Origin of the sequence: Mesorhizobium sp. M1295, assembly GCF_040318135.1 — a bacterium.
Classification (GTDB): Bacteria; Pseudomonadota; Alphaproteobacteria; order Rhizobiales; family Rhizobiaceae; genus Mesorhizobium.
On record NZ_JAMYLU010000009.1, the window covers coordinates 111,326 to 128,046 of the forward strand.

The window sequence follows — 16,721 nt, forward strand, 5'->3', positions numbered from 1 at the left end:
GAATTCAGCTGCCGCTCCCGTTAAGGCCGCCGCGTATCCGGTTGATGGCGGTCACCAGCGAGAGTGTAGCCATGGCTGGAAACACGAGCGGCGTGAGCGCCGGGACCCACAGGCCGGACGCGATAAGCACCGCGAGGATGCCAAGCGCCAGCGCCCGATCGCTTTTGCCGAAGGGGCCGGCATAGTTGCGCCCCGCTCCGGCCGCGATGCCGAGCACGCCGGCGAATTCCGCAATCACCGCCGCGATAGCGAATGCAACGACGCCCCAGGCAGGAAAAATGACGGCAAAGGCCAGGATCAAAGCGAGATCGGAGACAACATCGCAGAGCTCGTTGAGATACATGCCGAGCTTCGAGGCCTGGCCATGTTCCCTTGCCAGCATGCCGTCGATGGCATTCAGCGCCATTCGCGTAAACAGCACGAGCGGCATCAGCAGAAAGACCATGCGGTGGCCGGCAAGGGCTGCCACCACAAGGCCGGTGAAGAGCGAGAGGGCAGCGGCCAGCAGCGTGATCTGGTTGGCGGTGACGCCGGCCCTGGCCAGTCCGTCGGCAAGCGGCCGCAACCTGGCCTGAAAGGCCGGTTTCAGCGCATAAAGCGTCGGCATATGCGAACCCCCCGGCCGCGGTGCAAATAATGTTGGCGAGGATGGTCAATTGGCGCGCAAGACGCAAGGGCGTCGCCCTGCCACTTTTCGACATCCGGATGTGTCGGCGCTAGCTTTCGCTGTTGACATTGTCGCCCGGGAACAGTGCGGGCAAGCTTTGTTCGGCCGCCGCCCAGGCGCGACTGTGGTAACGCCGTAGGATGAGAATGCATGCGGCGAAGACCAGCAGCCCGCAAATCACGCCGAGCGTCATGCCCCCGCCAAACGCGGACTTTACAACGATGCCGGTGAAGACGCCGGCGATGGCGCCATTGATCGTGCCCACCATCCCCGCGGTGGTCATGAAATATTGCAGCGGTGAGGGCCTGAGGCCCTTGTCGACCAGCACCGCCGAGGGATCGTCATGGGTGGAATTGACAAGGTATCTTTGCAGGACGGGCGTCAGCTCGACGAAATAGTGGCGGATCCTGGCCATGCCGCGGGCATGCACCATGTCCTCGATGGCAACCTGCACCGCGCGCGCGAAGGTGACCAGGCCGATGAAGAAAAGGCAAGGCAGCAAGATCAGGCTGAACAGTACGAACGGCCTGCCCATCTCCGTGACCTGCGCGACGAAGGACAAGGCAATGGTTGCGCTCGAGACCGAGGTCAGGAACAGATCGGCTCGCTGGTTCGCTTCCTGAATGGTCGCGGCGCGAGCATTTTGCAGCACGAAATGCTCGGTCGTCAGGCACTGCAGGGCTTGCTGCGCCTGGTCAGGCGGAACCGGAGCGTCGGGAGAACGGGTCATCGACAGTTGCCCCCTCTGCCCGCCGGAACCGGCAGGGCAGAAGGGAGGGTCGTCGTCCTGATGCGAGCCATCAGGACTTGCCGTTGCCGTCGTTGATGGCGATACGCTTGGCCTTGGCCTGGGCGCGCTCCGTCTTCTGCAGCGTCACGCTGAGCACTCCGTTCCGGAACGCGGCGTTCACCTTGCCTTCGTCGACTTCGTAGCCGAGCGGGATACGCCGCTCGAAACGGCCATAGAAGCGTTCGGAGAACTGCCTGTCCTTGTCCTCGGTCTCTTCACGCTTCTCGCCGCGCAGCGTCAGTACGCCGTCATCGAGCAGCAGCTCGATGTCCTTCTCGTCCATGCCGGGGATCTCGGCGGTGACGCGGATCTCCTTTTCGCCATCGGAGATTTCGACACTGGGCCAGCTGGCGCGGGCAGCGGAGAAGCCACCGAGCGACGGCAGCCGCGTGTCGAAGCCGCGGAACGCCTCGTCGAACAAGCGGTTCATCTCGCGATGCAGCGTCAGGAAGGGATCGCGATCGCCGTCGCGGAACAGGCTGGGGGCCTGATTGTTCTCCCGGCCCCAGGGAATGAGATCACGAATAGCCATTGCATAGTCTCCTTTCTCGACTGGTGCATTCAGGCAGCCTGCTTGTTTGCTTCGTCTTGCGCGACCTTCGGCCCGGTCTTCGGCGAGGCGACATCGGTCGCGATGGCGATGCGCCGAGGCTTCATCTCCTCGGGCACCTCACGTACCAGATCGATGCTGAGCAGGCCGTTGTCGAGCGTGGCGCCCGCGACCTTGACGTGATCAGCAAGCTCGAAACGGCGGGTAAAGGGCCGTGCGGCGAGGCCATGATGCAGATACTCCGCGTTATCCGGCTCCTTGTGCTGGCCGGAGACAATCAGGAGGTTGGGTTCATGGGTGATTTCGAGGTCGTCCTCGGAAAAGCCAGCGACGGCGATGGTGACGCGGTAGTTGTTCTCGCCGCTGCGCGCGATGTCATAGGGCGGCCACGCGTCGAAAGCCTGCGGGGCATTTTCCAGCAGGTTGAAGACGCGGTCGAAGCCGATGCTCGACCGATAGAGCGGGGAAAAGTCGAATGCGGTTCTCATAGCTACATCCTCCATCGAGCAACATAGATACGAGGAGCGCCAAAGAGCTGGCGCTCCCTGGTTTCGCCGGCCCCATTTCGGCGACCGGTGCCATCGATCTGGTTATTGTCCGCCGCAAGTCAAGACCCGGCGGCTTTCGCGTTGCCGGTTTTTCGGTCGGTTCGGCGAGGCTGCCAATCTCCCTATCTGCGGCGAGATGTCCGGCAGGAGATTGCCTGTTTGCCAGCTGGCTTCAATCGCCAACGCCGAGTTCCCCGGCGGGTTATTGTCTGCCGCAGGTCAAGACCCAGATTCCTCTGTTGCCGGGGCTCCGTTCCCGGCAATCGCAGATGGAGCTGACCATGACACGCGACGAGATCATTTCTGTGGTGGGCCCGGTCGACGACGCCGTTATCGCCGACATTGCGGCGACAGACGGGACGGTCCAAGAATTGCGTGAGGCCCTGGCCTGGATCGCCGCCGACGAGGCGCTGGTGAACGAGGGCCGACCGCTGCCGACGGCAAGAGTAGCGATGCTGATCGAACTGCTGCAAGGGCCGGACGAGGAGGAATAACCGGCCATTTCCGCGATGCTCTTGAACCGCGCAGAGAGACGAACCATGTCCTTCAGCGGCGCCGGCCGGCCGCCGGCGCCCGCCAGCATGACGTTGCTGCTCAAACAAGAAGACGATCACAAGACACGGAGGAAGTGATGGACGACGTCCGCTTTGCCGAGCCGATCACGTTGAAATTCCAATCCAGCGAGCGCAAGGTCGCCAGCAGTTGGGAAGCCATCGAATGCATGCGCCAGCAGTGGCCGGACTGTGCACGCGGCCGGAGTTGGCGCGCTGCCTATCGGACCTGCCGGGACGCGCTCGACGGTTGGCACACCGCGCGTGATGCGCGCAAGGCCTTCGCCAGGGCGGCGCGCAAGGCCGGGTTGCTCGCATCGGCCCGCAAGCCTGTCGACCACGCCGGCTAGTCCGGACCCCTCCGATATTGTGAGATCCAAAACAAGTGGGGAGAGGCAGCTGCCTTTCCCCCACTCCGGAGACTTTGTCCGCTGTCTAGTGGTACCCACCTGACTTGTACCCACTGACATAAGAGTCCGGCTCGGGATTTCCCTTGGCTACACGCGAAGGAGCGGGATTTTGCTTGGGCCAACTCAGTTAGTCACCGTCGTGAAAAGTTCGAGTACCAATTCCATTCCCACGTTCTGCCTGCATCAGCGGAGAACGCACGGCTGTAAATCGGGGTTTGCGGGTTGCGCTTATCCCAGTGGAATTTTACGATAACGTCCTTGCCGGCCACAACCTCACGGCCGAAGAATTCGCCTTCGTCGCCATTGAACGAGCCCACCTTTCCGTCGTCGAGTTTGCCCGCGTTGCTGTCGGCCCAGTAGATCGTCCAGAGACGCGTCTTTGGATCGAACAATCGCACGGTGAGGCCCTCGAACGGCTTTCCTCCCAACTCCGTACGAAAAATGTCGAAGTTGCCCAAACCCACCAGGATTTGGCGGAACTCTTGGGTCGCGTCGAATTCCTCCCACTCGTCGCTGCCGGCCAGCGGTTCCTTCAACGTACGGTTCCTGATGTTCCAGTTGCCCACCAAATAGTCGAAGTCATTTTTGGACGACGTCTGGCTCGCCGTTATCGCAAGTTTCCCGTCCGATGAAAGAGAGAACGCACTCATCTACTTTCCTTTGGATCGACGTCGTGCCAGCACTGCCATCGCCGCGGACATGACGAATGTATGGGCGTTTCTGCGATGACTTCGGCGCGCTTCGCATGTCCAATCGCGGCAACAAGTGGATGGGACCCAACCGCGCGTCGTGAGGCACGCCCGCCGTCGCCTCCATGTTGCAACGCGTAAGCCGAAGACCCGTTCCGGACACGATCCGCTTCGGTTAGCTCCGCCACTCCGTCGCGAAGTCGCGTTGCTCCGCGCTCCACACAGGATTTGCTAACCGCCTTGAACCCCTGAACCGACCGCCCAACCGGATACCAAGTGTCAGATTCTGACCACTAGCGGCTGATCGGCTTGCTCTTCAGTGGACGGTGATGATGCCGTTTACGGCCCGCCATTCGGAGGGCTGGATCAGGTGATGATGGGCGACGCGCACCGAATGCAACGGGCCTTCGATCTCGCGCTCCCAGAAATCAAGGAAATGCTTCAGCGTCGGGAAATCAGGGGCGATATCGTATTCCTGCCAGATATAGAGCTGCAGCAGGCTTCGATGATCGGGTAGGCGGTAATGGATCTCCGCCGTGGTGAGGCCAAACCCTTGCATCTGGAGCTGAAAGTCCCTGCTGGTCATGCAATCTTCCTTCCGTTGAAATCTCCGTCCGCGAAAACGCCTCTTGTTCCACATAGGTTCCAGTCGCGTTCGGGAGAGCGACGAATGTGCAAGCAATTACAGTACATTGGCACTCTCATTGGTCGAGTGCTAAAATTTTTGCGTGACCCTCTTGAAAGCAGAAAAAAGCGCGACTAGTTCGTATGCACGCGATGCCTGATGAAGGGGTCGCGCACCCCGTGCCGGGCCGATATTGCCGGTCCGGTCAGGAGGATCTTCGAAAATCTGTTTGTCCCGAGAGGAGAACGACATGACGTTCCGTCCATTGCACGACCGTATCCTGGTCCGCCGTATCGAGGTCGACGAGAAGACCGCCGGCGGCATCATCATCCCCGACACTGCCAAGGAGAAGCCGCAGGAGGGCGAGGTCATTGCCGCCGGCCCCGGTGCGCGCGACGACAGCGGCCAATTGCAGCCGCTCGATGTCAAGGTCGGCGACCGCATCCTGTTTGGCAAATGGTCCGGCACCGAGATCAAGCTCAATGGCGAGGATCTGCTCATCATGAAAGAGAGCGACGTGCTGGGCGTTATCGAGGGCGCCGGCGAGATGAAGAGGGCTGCCTGAGGGGGGCCTGAACAAGCATTCCAGTCAACGAAAAGCTGCCTATTCGAAGGAGTGATCCAATGGCTGCCAAAGATGTGAAATTTCATACCGAAGCCCGCGAGAAAATGCTGCGCGGCGTCGATATTCTCGCCAATGCGGTGAAGGTAACGCTCGGTCCAAAGGGCCGCAATGTCGTCTTCGATAAGTCGTTCGGCGCGCCGCGCATCACCAAGGACGGCGTGACTGTCGCCAAAGAAATCGAGCTCGAGGACAAGTTCGAGAACATGGGCGCGCAGATGGTGCGCGAGGTCGCCTCGAAGACCAGCGACACCGCAGGCGATGGCACCACGACCGCGACGATTCTTGCTCAGGCCATCGTCAGGGAAGGGGCCAAGGCGGTCGCTGCCGGCATGAACCCGATGGATTTGAAGCGCGGCATCGACAAGGCGGTCGACGCCGTCGTCGCCGACCTGAAATCCAATGCCCGCAAGGTGACCAGGAACGACGAGATCGCCCAGGTCGCCGCCATCTCTGCCAATGGCGATGCCGAGATCGGCCGCTTCCTCGCAGAGGCGATGGAAAGGGTTGGCAATGAGGGTGTCATCACTGTCGAGGAAGCCAAGACCGCTGAGACTGAGTTGGAAGTGGTCGAAGGCATGCAGTTCGACCGTGGCTACCTCTCGCCCTATTTCATCACCAACCAGGATAAGATGCGCGTCGAACTCGAAGAACCCTATGTGCTGATCCACGAGAAGAAGCTGTCCAACCTGCAGGCCATGCTTCCTGTGCTCGAAGCCGCCGTGCAATCCGGCAAGCCGCTGTTGATCATCGCCGAGGACGTCGAAGGCGAGGCGCTGGCGACGCTGGTCGTCAACAAATTGCGCGGCGGCCTGAAGGTTGCGGCCGTCAAGGCGCCGGGCTTCGGTGACCGCCGTAAGGCCATGCTCGAAGACATCGCCATCCTGACCGGCGGCACGGCGATCTCGGAAGACCTCGGCATCAAGCTCGAGAACGTCACGCTGGAGATGCTCGGCCGCGCCAAGAAGGTGCTGATCGAGAAGGAGAACACCACCATCGTCGACGGTGCCGGCCGCAAGGATGAAATCCAGGCGCGCATCAGCCAAATCAAGGCGCAGATCGAGGAAACCACCTCCGACTACGACCGCGAGAAGCTGCAGGAGCGGTTAGCCAAGCTCGCTGGCGGTGTCGCCGTCATCCGCGTCGGAGGCTCGACCGAGATCGAGGTCAAGGAGCGCAAGGATCGCGTCGACGACGCCATGCATGCCACACGCGCGGCGGTCGAGGAGGGTATCCTGCCCGGCGGCGGCGTGGCGCTGCTGAGGGCGGCGAAGGCGCTCGATAACGTTGTCGTCGACAATCCCGATCAGAAGACCGGTGTCGACATCGTGCGTCGCGCCATCGAAGCGCCGGTGCGCCAGATCGCCGAGAACGCCGGTGCGGAAGGTTCGATCATCGTCGGCAAGCTGCGCGAGACGACCGACTTCGGCTATGGCTGGAACGCCCAGACCAACGAGTTCGGCGACCTGTACGGGCAGGGCGTCATCGATCCGGCCAAGGTCGTTCGCACTGCGCTGCAGGGTGCCGCCTCTGTTGCCGGCCTGCTGGTGACGACCGAGGCGATGGTGGCCGAGAAGCCGAAGAAGGAAACGCCCATGCCTCCGATGCCCGGCGGTGGCGGCATGGACTTCTAAGATCAGGCTTTCAAAGCGAGATTTCGAAACGGCAGATGGGCCGTGTCCGCCAACGCGGGCACGGGCTTGCCGGTTCGGGTCGAATGCTGAGCAGGTGTTGCCATGGATATGACGGACAGTTTTGGGAAGATCGCGGCGCCGACCCGCCCGAAGAACGATTTCAACTATGAAACCGATTGCAGGGCGGCGCTGGCGCCTTTGGTCGACGGCCTGCTGGATATGGCCGAGTCGGCCGGCTGGGACCGCCGCAAGGCTGCCTACACGCTGATGTTTTTGTCGGCTCAACGCGTGGGAGCCGGCAAGGAAAGAGCGTAAATGATCGCGGCGCGGATGCGCGATTGCCTGCTCTAGTGGGGAAATTGGCAGCTTCGCCGACAGCGCTCTAAGCCATCGGTAGTAACCGGCGCATAATCAGCGAGGCGTGGCCGCCCACCCCGTGTGCAGCCGGCCGGCGCTCGACCACTTCGAAACCGTGCTTGCGATAAAAGGCGATTGCCCGGTCGTTGCCCTCGATCACCTCCAGCGCGATGCTGGGAATCCCCGCATGCGCTGCAAGAACCGCGTGCAAAAGATCGGCCGCCAGCCCGGTGCCGTACTCGCTTTTGTCGATATGGAGCCGCTCGAGCATGACATCGCCCTTGTTGCCCATCGCGGCCATCGCGTAGCCGGCGAGCGAGCCGTCCGCCCGCTCGGCCACGAACCACATCTTGCTGTCGTCCCCGAGCTCGGTCACCAGCCGCTCCGGCGCGTGCTTCTCATCCGACAGCCGTGCCGTGGTCTCGGCACCCAGGATTGGCGAATAGGTGTGGCGCCAGGATTGGCCCAGCAGCCGCGATACCGAGGGCACGTCCTGTTCGGTCATGGTTCTTATTTGGGTCATTGGCACCTCGCCTCAGAAACCTGCCCCTTTTGAGCGGAGATGTTCGGCAGGACAGAGAGGTGCTGTCCCGCCGATCCTGCACGGCCGAGTTCAGCGCACATCCGCGCCGGCCGTCATGACTATGTGCTGGCAGACATTGTCGATATCGCGAATGACGTCGTCGTTCCAGAAGCGCAGGATAGTCCAGCCCAGCGCTTCAAGGCTCGCGCTTCTTGCTGCATCCGATGCCGAAGCTTCGGCCTCAGCATGCTGAGAGCCGTCCAACTCGACAATGAGTTTTTTGTCCGAACAGGCAAAATCGACGATAAAGCCGGCGATGGGCATCTGGCGCCGAAATGGCAGTCCCATGAGACGATGCGCCCGGACCTCATTCCAGAGCTTCAGCTCGGCATCCGTCATGGCCTTGCGCATCTTGCGCGCATTGCCGCGACTACGGGGAGGTACGGGATAGTGGTTCACTACTTCTGTTCCTCAGCGCGAAACTTGCCTATCCCTCTCCGCTGCGCTTGAACACCCCCCTCTGTCCTGCCGGACATCTCCCCCTCAAGTGGGGAGATTGGCAGCTTCGCCGAAAGCGCGCTTCTTTGGAGAGTGGCGAAAGCTGGAGCGACATCCGATCTCCCCCCTTGAGGGGGAGATGTCCGGCAGGACAGAGGGGGGTGCTGTCCCGCCGACCTGACCTGGATCACCGCCTTACCCGCGATTTCAGCCAGCGGTCGAAGGCGACGGCGAGGATGAGGATCAGGCCGATGACGATGCTTTGCGTGTATGACGAGACGTTGTTGAATTGCAGCCCGTTCTGCAGGACGCCGATCAGCCCTGCACCGACCACCGTGCCGCCGACGCTGCCGATGCCGCCGAACAGCGAGGTGCCGCCGATGACGACCGCCGAGATCACCGTCAGCTCGTAGCCGATGCCGGCGACGGCTTCGGAGGAGTTGAGCCGCGCCGACAAAACGAAGGCGGCAAGGCCGGCGAAGAAGCCGACGATGATGTAGACCGAGATCAGGATGCGGTCGACGCGCAGGCCGGAGAGCCGCGCGGCCTCGGCATTGCCGCCGACGGCGTAGACGGCGCGACCGTAGCGCGTGTAGCGCAGCACGATGTGGCACAGGATTGCGGCAATCGCGAAGATGATCGCCGGCACCGGCACCGGGCCGATCAGGCCGGTACCGAACCAGCGCATCGAGGCGTCGAAGCCGGAGATCGGGCCGCCATTGGAGATCGTCAGCGTTAGGCCGCGAAACACGGTGAGGCCGCCGAGCGTGACGACGAAGGGCGGTACTTTCAGCCTGGTGATGGCAAAGCCCTGGACACCGCCGGCCACGGCGCCGACGACGACGGCGGCGAGAAGGGCGGCGAACCAGCCATAGCCCAGCGTGCCCGTTGTCGACAGCGACAGCGTGTTGGCGGTGCCGCCCTTGGCCACCACCGCCGCGACCATGCCGCAGAAGGCGAGCAGCGAGCCGACCGACAGGTCGATGCCGGCGGTGAGGATAACGAAGGTCATGCCTAGCGCGATCAGGCCGGTGATCGAGATCTGGCGCATGATGTTGAACAGGTTGATCGGGTCGATGAAGCTCGGCTTCAGCACGGTGAAGACGACGATCAGCACCGCCAGGAACATCAGCGGGCCGAAGCTCATCAGCAGGCGCGCAAGATTGACGCCGCCGCGCTGGCTCCGTTCGGTCGTGCTGGTCATTGCGTTGCTTCCTGATTCTGGGCTTCCTGCTTCTGGTCGAGCGCCATCAGTTCCATCAGTTTCTCCTCGGTCGCCTCGATGCCAGGCATCTCGCCGGTGATGCGCCCGCGCCGCATGGTGACGATCCTGTCCGACACGGCAAGCACTTCGGGCAGCTCGGACGAGATCATCATGATGGCGATGCCGCGCGCGGCGAGCTCTACCAGGATCTGATGAACCTCCGCCTTGGCGCCGACGTCGACGCCGCGCGTCGGTTCATCGACGATCAGCACCTTGGGATCGCGTGCCAGCCAGCGGGCAAGGATGACCTTCTGCTGATTGCCACCGGACAGTCCCTCGATCGCCTGCTCGGGCGAGGCCATGCGGATCGACAGCATCTTCCTGTAGTTCGCCAGCGCTTCTCGCTCGCGCCGCTCGGCCATGAAACCGACATTGGAGTAGCGGTCGAGCGCGGCGATCGAGAAATTGGTGAGGATGGCGAGTGCGGCGAAGATCGCCTGGTGCTTGCGGTCTTCCGGCACCAGGCCGATGCCGAGCTCGATGGCATCGGCGGGTGAGGCCGGCGCGATCGGCCTGCCATCGAGCCTGATGGTGCCGGCGGCAATGCGGTCGGCGCCGAAGATGGCGCGGGCGAGCTCGGTGCGGCCGGAACCGACGAGCCCGGCGACGCCGAGGATTTCGCCCGCCTTGAGGTCGAGATCGACGCCTTCGAGCACGATGGCGTGCGGCGCCTGCGGATCGCGCACCGTGCGCAGGCCGCGCACCGAGAGCCGGACGTCGCCGGCGACATCGCGCTGCGTCGGCCTCGCATAGAGCTCGGAAGCGGCGCGGCCGACCATCTTCTCGATGATCTTCGGCAGTTTGATCGGCCCACCTTCGCGGTCGAGATGGCCGGCCAGCCTGCCGTCGCGCAGCACCGTCATACGGTCGCAGATTGCCGATGCCTCCTCCAGCCGGTGGGTGACGAACATGATGGCGACGCCGTCTTTGCGCAGCCGGCCCATAATCGCCATCAGCTTCTGCACTTCGGTTTCGGTCAGCGCCGAGGTCGGCTCGTCCATGATGATCAAGCGGCTCTTCAGCGATAGCGCGCGGGCGATCTCGACCAGCTGCTGTTCGGCCACCGACAGTGCGGAAACCGGCGTCGCCGGGTCGAGATCGAGGCCGACACGAGCGATGATCGCGCGGGAATCTTCCTCCATTCGCCGCCAACTGACCAGCCCGAACCGGCCGAGCGGTGCGCGGCCGATGAAAATATTCTCCGCCACGGTCAGCGTCGGGATCAGGCTCAGTTCCTGGTAGATGGTAACGATGCCGTGGCGTTTCGCATCCTGCGGATTGTGCGGATTGAATTCGACGCCGTCGAAGACGATGCGACCGCTGGACGGCGGCATCACGCCGGACAGGATCTTGAGCAGCGTCGATTTGCCGGCGCCGTTCTCGCCGAGCAGGCCGAGTATCTCGCCGGGGCGGACTTCGAGCGAAACGTCGTTAAGCGCGGTGACGCCGGCAAAGCGCTTGGTCACGCCCTCGACGGTGAGCAGGGCGGGGGAGGGCACAATAGCGGCTGCCTTGGGCAAAGTTTGCTCCTCGATCATTCGGTTGTACGCAAGGCTGGCGGGACAGCACCCCCCCTCTGTCCTGCCGGCCATCTCCCCCTCAAGTGGGGAGATTGGCAGCCTCGTTGGCCTCGCTTCTTCTGCAAGATCGAAAATTAGCGAAAGCCCGGGTAACATCCAATCTCCCCCTTGAAGGGGGAGATGGCCGGCAGGCCAGAGGGGGGTGCTGTCCCGCCGGCTTCGCCTACTTCGTCTCGCCCAGCCTCTCCGCCTTGTCGAGATTGTCCTTGCCGATGACGATCGGCGTCAAAAGCACCAGCTTTTCCTTCGGCTCGGTCTTGTCCCTGGCGTAGGCGACCGCGATCTGCACGGCGGTGCGCGACTGCTCGCCGGGGAATTGCTCGACCGTGCCGGCCAGCTTGCCGTCGCGCACAGCGACCAACGCTTCGGGAAGCGCGTCGAAGCCGTAGATCTTGACGTCGGTGAAGTTGCGCGCCGCGCAGGCTTCAACCGCGCCAAGCGCCATGTCGTCATTGGCGCAGATGATCGCGTCGGGCTTGCCGTTGGCGGCAAGGCCGGCCTCGGTGACGGACAGCGCCTCGGCGCGGGCGAAGTTGGCGGTCTGCTCGAAGATGATCTGGTACTTGTCCTTCATGGGATCAAGGACGTTGTGCACACCCTTGTTGCGGTCGATCGCCGGGCCGGCACCGGGCTGGCCCTGCAGATGGAAGATCTTGGCGCCGTTCGGGAACGCCGCCACCATGGCCTGTGCTTCGGCCTCGCCGCCCTTGACATTGTCGGCGCCGACATGGGCGAGGATGCCTTCGACGCCCTCGACGCGGCGGTCGATAGTGACGACGGGAACGCCGGCCTTCACCGCTTCCTCGATGGCTGGGGCCAGCGCGTTGACGTCGAGCGGCGAGATGACGATGGCGTTGACCTTTTGCACCAGTGCCGCCTCGATGTCGGCGGTCTGCTTGGGCGCCGAATTCTGGCCGTCGCTCTCGACCAGGTTGACGCCTTGCGCCTGCGCCTCAGCCTTGATCTGGTTCAGCATGTGCACGAAGAACGGAAAGCCGAGGCTCGGCACCGAACCGAGGATGGTCAGCTTGTCCTGGGCGAAAGCCAATTGCGGAGCGGCCAGCGCCAAGGCGCCCATCGCCGCGGTCGACAGCAGGAATTCACGTCTGTTGATCAATTTAGTCTCCTCCCAGATGAGCGCACGACCCCGAAACCGGAATGGGTTTTCCGGAAGGTTCCTTGCGTCGATTCAAAAATGGAGTGTCCTTCGAGCGCCCAACTCGTGTTTGAAGGGACGCAACGGCGCTCCAGCCGGTCCACCGCGACGTTCTCCTCCGCTCGGTGCCTGCCGGCGGATGCTAGCCAAGGCCGGAGCTTTGCGCAAGAACGGGAGAAGGCAAGACCTACCGATCGATCATCACCATGGTGCGCTCGCCGTAGCGCGGACCGGCGACCTTGCCCGGCGCCAGCGCGTCGTCGAGCACCTGCATCTCGGCGGCGTCGAGCCTGATCGAAGCCGCGGCGACGTTCTCCTCGAGATATTTTCTGCGCTTGGTGCCGGGGATCGGCACGATGTCGATGCCGAAGTCGCTCCCCTTGTGGAGCAGCCAGGCCAGCGCGATCTGGCCTGGCTTGACGCGCTTGGCCGCGGCGATGTCGAGTACCGTGGCTGCCGCCTGCATGTTGGCGTCATAGTTGGCGCCCTGGTAGCGCGGATCGCCGCGCCGGTAATCGCCCTCTGGATAGTCTTCGGCGCGCCTGACATCGCCGGTGAGAAAACCGCGGCCGAGCGGCGAGAACGGCACCAGGCCGATGCCGAGCTCCTTCAGCAGGGGAATGATTTCCGGCTCGAGATTGCGCTCCCACAGCGAGTATTCGCTCTGCACTGCCGACACCGGATGCACGGCATGCGCCCGGCGGATATTGGCGGCGCCGGCCTCCGAGAGGCCGAAGAAGCGGACCTTGCCCTGAGCAATCAGCTCGCCGACAGCACCCGCCACCTCCTCGATCGGTACCGCCGGATCGACGCGGTGCTGATAGAGGAGGTCGACGTGGTCGCTGGCTAGCCTCCTCAGCGAACCTTCGACAGCCTCGCGGATATGCTCCGGCCGGCTGTCGCGCTCGGTGCCGACTTGCTTGCCGTTTTCGATGCGAAAGCCGAATTTCGTCGCGATCGTCACCTCATCGCGCCGGCCCTGCAGCGCGCGGCCGAGCAGTTCCTCGTTAGCGTGCGGCCCATAGACTTCCGCAGTGTCGAGGAAGGTGCAGCCGAGTTCGATGGCGCGGTGCAGCGTGGCGGTCGATTCCGCCTCGTCGGCCGGGCCGTAGGACTGGCTCATGCCCATGCAGCCGAGGCCGATCATGGAAACCTGCAGCCCCTGGCCGCCGAGTTTGCGTGTCGTCAACGTCATGTGAAGTTCTCCAGGTCAGCATCGCGTTCCAAGCCGCCACGTTCAATATAGCGCGCCGGCTCGGTTTCCACAGAGCGAGAGACGCCACCGCGCGAGGGCTCGCAGCGGCCGCCAAATTGACAGCCGACCCGCTCTCGGCCATCCTTAGGCATGCCGCCTTGCGGCTTTGTGCGTGAGTAACCAGCATGGCCAGTTCCGTCACCAGCCAGAAATCCAAGCGCGCCGCGGTGCGCAAGGCGCTCGACCGCCACAAGGTCTACATCACCGCGCAGCGTTTTTCCGCCGGCGGCTACAGTGCGCGAGTGCTGGTCGACGGCGAGGCCTATTGGGTCGACGAATTCCGGCTCAGCCAGCTGCAGCAGGGCCTGTCGCCGGCCGAGCTCGAATTGACGCCGGCCACCGACGATTGAGCGGCGTGACCTCCCATCCTTCGTCATCCCAGGGCGGAGCAGGAGCGAAGCGACGTCGCGGAGAGCCTGGGATCCATGCCGTGACATTGGAGCGCCGCTGCGATGGGATTTTGATGCTGCGCTCGTTGCTTTTGCCCACCACCTACGCCTAGTCCATGCCAGCTCCTTCGAAGCTCAAGGCCTATCGCGCCAAGCGCGAGTTCACGAGGACGCCGGAACCGGCCGGTGGCCTGGCTGCCGGTGAAGGCAACCGCTTCGTTGTCCACAAGCACCACGCCACCGCCGATCACTATGATTTGCGCTTGCAGGTCGGCGACGTGCTGAAGAGCTGGGCGGTGCCGCGCGGCCCGTCGCTCAACCCGGCCGACAAAAGGCTGGCGGTCGAGACCGAAGACCATCCGCTCGAATATATCGATTTCGAGGGCGTCATTCCCGAAGGCGAATATGGCGGCGGACCGATGATCGTCTGGGACACCGGCGTGTGGGCGCCGATGGACGATGTCGAAAAGAGCCTGCGCACCGGCTCCTTCAAGTTCCGGCTCGCCGGCGAGAAGCTCAATGGCGGCTGGATGCTGACGCGGCTGAAACCGAAGCCCGGCGAGGATGAGGGCAAGAAGAACTGGCTGCTGTTCAAGGAGCGCGATCTCGCCGCCGATGCCACGCTCGACATACTGGAAGCCCGGCCGGAAAGCGTCAAATCCGGCCGTCGCATCGAGGAACTGGTGGCACCGCCGAAGCCGGCCGCCAAACCTGTCAGGCCGGTGGTGCTGAAACCCGGCGCTTTGCCGGGCGCCGTCAAGGCGCCGCCGCCTTCCCGGATCGAGCCGCAGCTGGCGACCTCCGTGGCCAAGCCGCCGGGCGGTGAGGATACTGGAGAGGAATGGCTGCACGAGATCAAGTTCGACGGCTACCGCACCATGGCGCACCTGGCCGACGGTGCGGTCAGGCTGATCACCCGCGCCGGCCTCGACTGGACGAAGCGCTATGGCGACCTGCCGCTTGCCTTCGCCAGGCTGCCGTGCCGGGAGGCGATCATCGACGGCGAGGTCGTCGCGCTCGACGCCAAGGGCATCAGCCGCTTTGCGCTTTTGCAGGACGCGCTGGCCGAAGGCGCCGGCAACAAGCTCCACTTCTACGCTTTCGACCTCGTCTATCTCGACGGCTGGGACCTGACAAAAGCGCCGCTTCGGCGGCGCAAGGCGCTGCTTTCGCAACTTCTGTCCGGTCTCGGCGCCAACTCCGCCATCCAGCTCAGCGATCATGTCGAAGGCGACGGCCAGGCGCTCTATGACCAGGCATCCGAGATGGGGCTGGAGGGTGTGGTGTCGAAACGCGCCACGGCGATCTACCAGAGCGGCCGCACCAAAACCTGGACCAAGACCAAGGCGCTCCAGACCGGCGACTTTGTCATCGCTGGCTACACCGTCTCCGACGCGGCCGAGGGACTCGCTGCACTTGGCCTCGGCGAATTCGAAGACGGCGAGCTGCACTATCGCGGCAAGGTCGGCACCGGCTTCGATGCCGCGACCGCAGGCGAATTGCTGGCGCGGCTGGAGCCGTTGCGGGCCGGTGCATCCGCGCCCGAGGGCGTTCCGCGCGAGATCATGCGCGAGATGAACTGGGTGCGGCCGCTGCTTTCGGCGCATATCCATTACGCCAACCGGACCACCGACAATGCGCTGCGCCATGCCGTGTTCCGCGGCCTGCGTGACGTCGGCCTGTCGACGCCGGTTTCGGCCAAGCGCAAGCGGCTGATCGCCGAGGCCGACCTCGCCACAATCTGGGTGACCAACCCGACGCGGCGGCTGTTCGGCAAGACCGGCCCGACCAAGCTCGACATCGCCGTCTATTACGCGCTGGTCGGCGATTTCATGCTGCCGCACATTCTCGGCCGGCCGGTCTCGCTGGTGCGCTGCCCGACCGGCAAGCCGCAGGACTGTTTCTTCCAGCGCCACGCCTTCACCGGCATGCCTTCCTCGGTGGCGACCTTCGAGGCGACGAATTCGGAGGGCGAGACCAAATCCTATCTCTCGGTGGAAGACGCCAAGGGCTATCTGGCTCTGGCGCAGTTCGGCGTCGTCGAGTTCCACACTTGGGGCACCCATCGCACGCGGCTCGACAAGCCGGACCTGATCGTTTTTGACCTCGACCCGGGCGAAGGGATCGCCTGGCGCGAGGTGGTTGAGGCGGCGGTGCACATTAAGGGCGAGCTGGAAGCGCTAGGGTTGGTGCCGTTCGCCAAGACCTCCGGGGGGCACGGCATCCACATCACCGTGCCGGTGACGCAAAAGCAGAACTGGAAGAAACTGCACCAGGCGACCAGCGCCATCTCCACGCATCTTGCCGCCACCGCGCCCGACACTTTCACCACCACCATGGGCAAGGACAACCGCAAGCGGCGCATCTTCATCGATTTTCACCGCAATGCGCGCGGCCACACCTCGGCGGCTCCCTATTCACTGCGCGCCCGCACCAATTTGCCGGCCTCGACGCCGGTCAGCTGGAGCGATCTGGAATCCATCGATGCTCCGCAGGATCTGAATTATTCCTCGCTGCCGGGCCTTCTGGCGACGTCAGGCGACCCTTGGGCCGACATGGAAGATTTCGCCAGGGATTTGCCGGCGATAGGCACCGCGACGTAGTTCTGCGAGC

At 63.6% G+C, this 16,721-nt stretch carries 19 protein-coding genes; 7 read left to right on the plus strand and 12 right to left on the minus strand.

The window, feature by feature from the left end:
• Window positions 1-4 precede the first annotated feature (4 nt).
• From NKH29_RS14895 to NKH29_RS14910, 4 genes are all read right to left on the minus strand, one after another.
• Window positions 5-607, minus strand: coding sequence for a CDP-alcohol phosphatidyltransferase family protein (locus NKH29_RS14895; protein ID WP_352816537.1), 603 nt, complete (start codon window positions 605-607; stop codon window positions 5-7).
• 109 nt (window positions 608-716) lie between these two features.
• Window positions 717-1,397 carry a hypothetical protein gene (locus tag NKH29_RS14900; protein WP_352640930.1) on the minus strand — a complete coding sequence of 227 codons (681 nt, stop codon included), beginning with the start codon at window positions 1,395-1,397 and terminating at the stop codon, window positions 717-719.
• Between the two features lie 70 nt (window positions 1,398-1,467).
• A complete protein-coding gene (locus NKH29_RS14905) occupies window positions 1,468-1,989 on the minus strand; it encodes an Hsp20/alpha crystallin family protein (RefSeq protein WP_352999997.1) in 522 nt (173 codons plus the stop codon).
• A 29-nt stretch (window positions 1,990-2,018) separates the two neighbouring features.
• Window positions 2,019-2,495, minus strand: a complete 477-nt coding sequence (locus NKH29_RS14910) for an Hsp20 family protein (protein ID WP_023718098.1) — start codon at window positions 2,493-2,495, stop codon at window positions 2,019-2,021.
• A gap of 341 nt (window positions 2,496-2,836) precedes the next feature.
• On the opposite strand from NKH29_RS14910, the gene NKH29_RS14915 reads away from it, so the two are divergent.
• Entirely contained in the window at window positions 2,837-3,049 is a 213-nt protein-coding gene (locus tag NKH29_RS14915; protein ID WP_245278542.1) for a hypothetical protein, read from the plus strand.
• Window positions 3,050-3,186: 137 nt separating this feature from the next.
• The gene (locus tag NKH29_RS14920) at window positions 3,187-3,456 is read left to right on the plus strand and encodes a DUF982 domain-containing protein (RefSeq protein WP_352999999.1); all 270 of its coding nucleotides are present in this window, start codon (window positions 3,187-3,189) and stop codon (window positions 3,454-3,456) included.
• Window positions 3,457-3,647: 191 nt separating this feature from the next.
• Here NKH29_RS14920 and NKH29_RS14925 read toward each other — a convergent pair whose 3' ends face one another.
• A complete protein-coding gene (locus tag NKH29_RS14925) occupies window positions 3,648-4,166 on the minus strand; it encodes a hypothetical protein (RefSeq protein WP_352592758.1) in 519 nt (172 codons plus the stop codon).
• A 355-nt stretch (window positions 4,167-4,521) separates the two neighbouring features.
• On the minus strand, window positions 4,522-4,791 hold the full coding sequence (locus NKH29_RS14930) for an usg protein (protein WP_023718102.1): 270 nt from the start codon (window positions 4,789-4,791) through the stop codon (window positions 4,522-4,524).
• 289 nt (window positions 4,792-5,080) lie between these two features.
• Here NKH29_RS14930 and NKH29_RS14935 point away from each other — a divergent pair, with 289 nt between their 5' ends.
• The 3 genes from NKH29_RS14935 (at window position 5,081) to NKH29_RS14945 (ending at window position 7,401) form a co-directional block, all read left to right on the plus strand.
• Window positions 5,081-5,395: a co-chaperone GroES gene (locus NKH29_RS14935; protein WP_023718103.1), complete on the plus strand. Its 315-nt coding sequence runs from the start codon at window positions 5,081-5,083 to the stop codon at window positions 5,393-5,395.
• A 59-nt stretch (window positions 5,396-5,454) separates the two neighbouring features.
• Window positions 5,455-7,086 carry a chaperonin GroEL gene (gene groL / locus NKH29_RS14940; protein ID WP_023718104.1) on the plus strand — a complete coding sequence of 544 codons (1,632 nt, stop codon included), beginning with the start codon at window positions 5,455-5,457 and terminating at the stop codon, window positions 7,084-7,086.
• Window positions 7,087-7,188: 102 nt separating this feature from the next.
• Window positions 7,189-7,401 carry a hypothetical protein gene (locus NKH29_RS14945; RefSeq protein ID WP_352643628.1) on the plus strand — a complete coding sequence of 71 codons (213 nt, stop codon included), beginning with the start codon at window positions 7,189-7,191 and terminating at the stop codon, window positions 7,399-7,401.
• Window positions 7,402-7,468: 67 nt separating this feature from the next.
• Here the strand turns inward: NKH29_RS14945 and NKH29_RS14950 are convergent, their stop codons facing one another.
• The 6 genes from NKH29_RS14950 to NKH29_RS14975 form a co-directional block, all read right to left on the minus strand.
• A complete protein-coding gene (locus NKH29_RS14950) occupies window positions 7,469-7,948 on the minus strand; it encodes a GNAT family N-acetyltransferase (protein ID WP_023718106.1) in 480 nt (159 codons plus the stop codon).
• A gap of 108 nt (window positions 7,949-8,056) precedes the next feature.
• Entirely contained in the window at window positions 8,057-8,425 is a 369-nt protein-coding gene (locus NKH29_RS14955) for an endonuclease domain-containing protein (protein ID WP_502911260.1), read from the minus strand.
• A gap of 226 nt (window positions 8,426-8,651) precedes the next feature.
• On the minus strand, window positions 8,652-9,668 hold the full coding sequence (locus NKH29_RS14960) for an ABC transporter permease (protein ID WP_023718108.1): 1,017 nt from the start codon (window positions 9,666-9,668) through the stop codon (window positions 8,652-8,654).
• Window positions 9,665-11,248: a sugar ABC transporter ATP-binding protein gene (locus NKH29_RS14965; protein ID WP_023718109.1), complete on the minus strand. Its 1,584-nt coding sequence runs from the start codon at window positions 11,246-11,248 to the stop codon at window positions 9,665-9,667. Before NKH29_RS14965 ends, NKH29_RS14960 begins: the two co-directional genes overlap by 4 nt.
• A 223-nt stretch (window positions 11,249-11,471) precedes the next feature.
• A complete protein-coding gene (locus NKH29_RS14970) occupies window positions 11,472-12,422 on the minus strand; it encodes a substrate-binding domain-containing protein (protein ID WP_023718110.1) in 951 nt (316 codons plus the stop codon).
• Window positions 12,423-12,651: 229 nt separating this feature from the next.
• Entirely contained in the window at window positions 12,652-13,659 is a 1,008-nt protein-coding gene (locus NKH29_RS14975) for an aldo/keto reductase (RefSeq protein ID WP_023718111.1), read from the minus strand.
• Window positions 13,660-13,844: 185 nt separating this feature from the next.
• Between NKH29_RS14975 and NKH29_RS14980 the strand changes: the two genes are divergently transcribed.
• Both NKH29_RS14980 and ligD read left to right on the plus strand, forming a co-directional pair.
• Entirely contained in the window at window positions 13,845-14,069 is a 225-nt protein-coding gene (locus NKH29_RS14980; RefSeq protein WP_023718112.1) for a hypothetical protein, read from the plus strand.
• A 155-nt stretch (window positions 14,070-14,224) separates the two neighbouring features.
• Window positions 14,225-16,711 carry a DNA ligase D gene (ligD, locus tag NKH29_RS14985; protein ID WP_353000003.1) on the plus strand — a complete coding sequence of 829 codons (2,487 nt, stop codon included), beginning with the start codon at window positions 14,225-14,227 and terminating at the stop codon, window positions 16,709-16,711.
• Window positions 16,712-16,721: the final 10 nt, after the last annotated feature.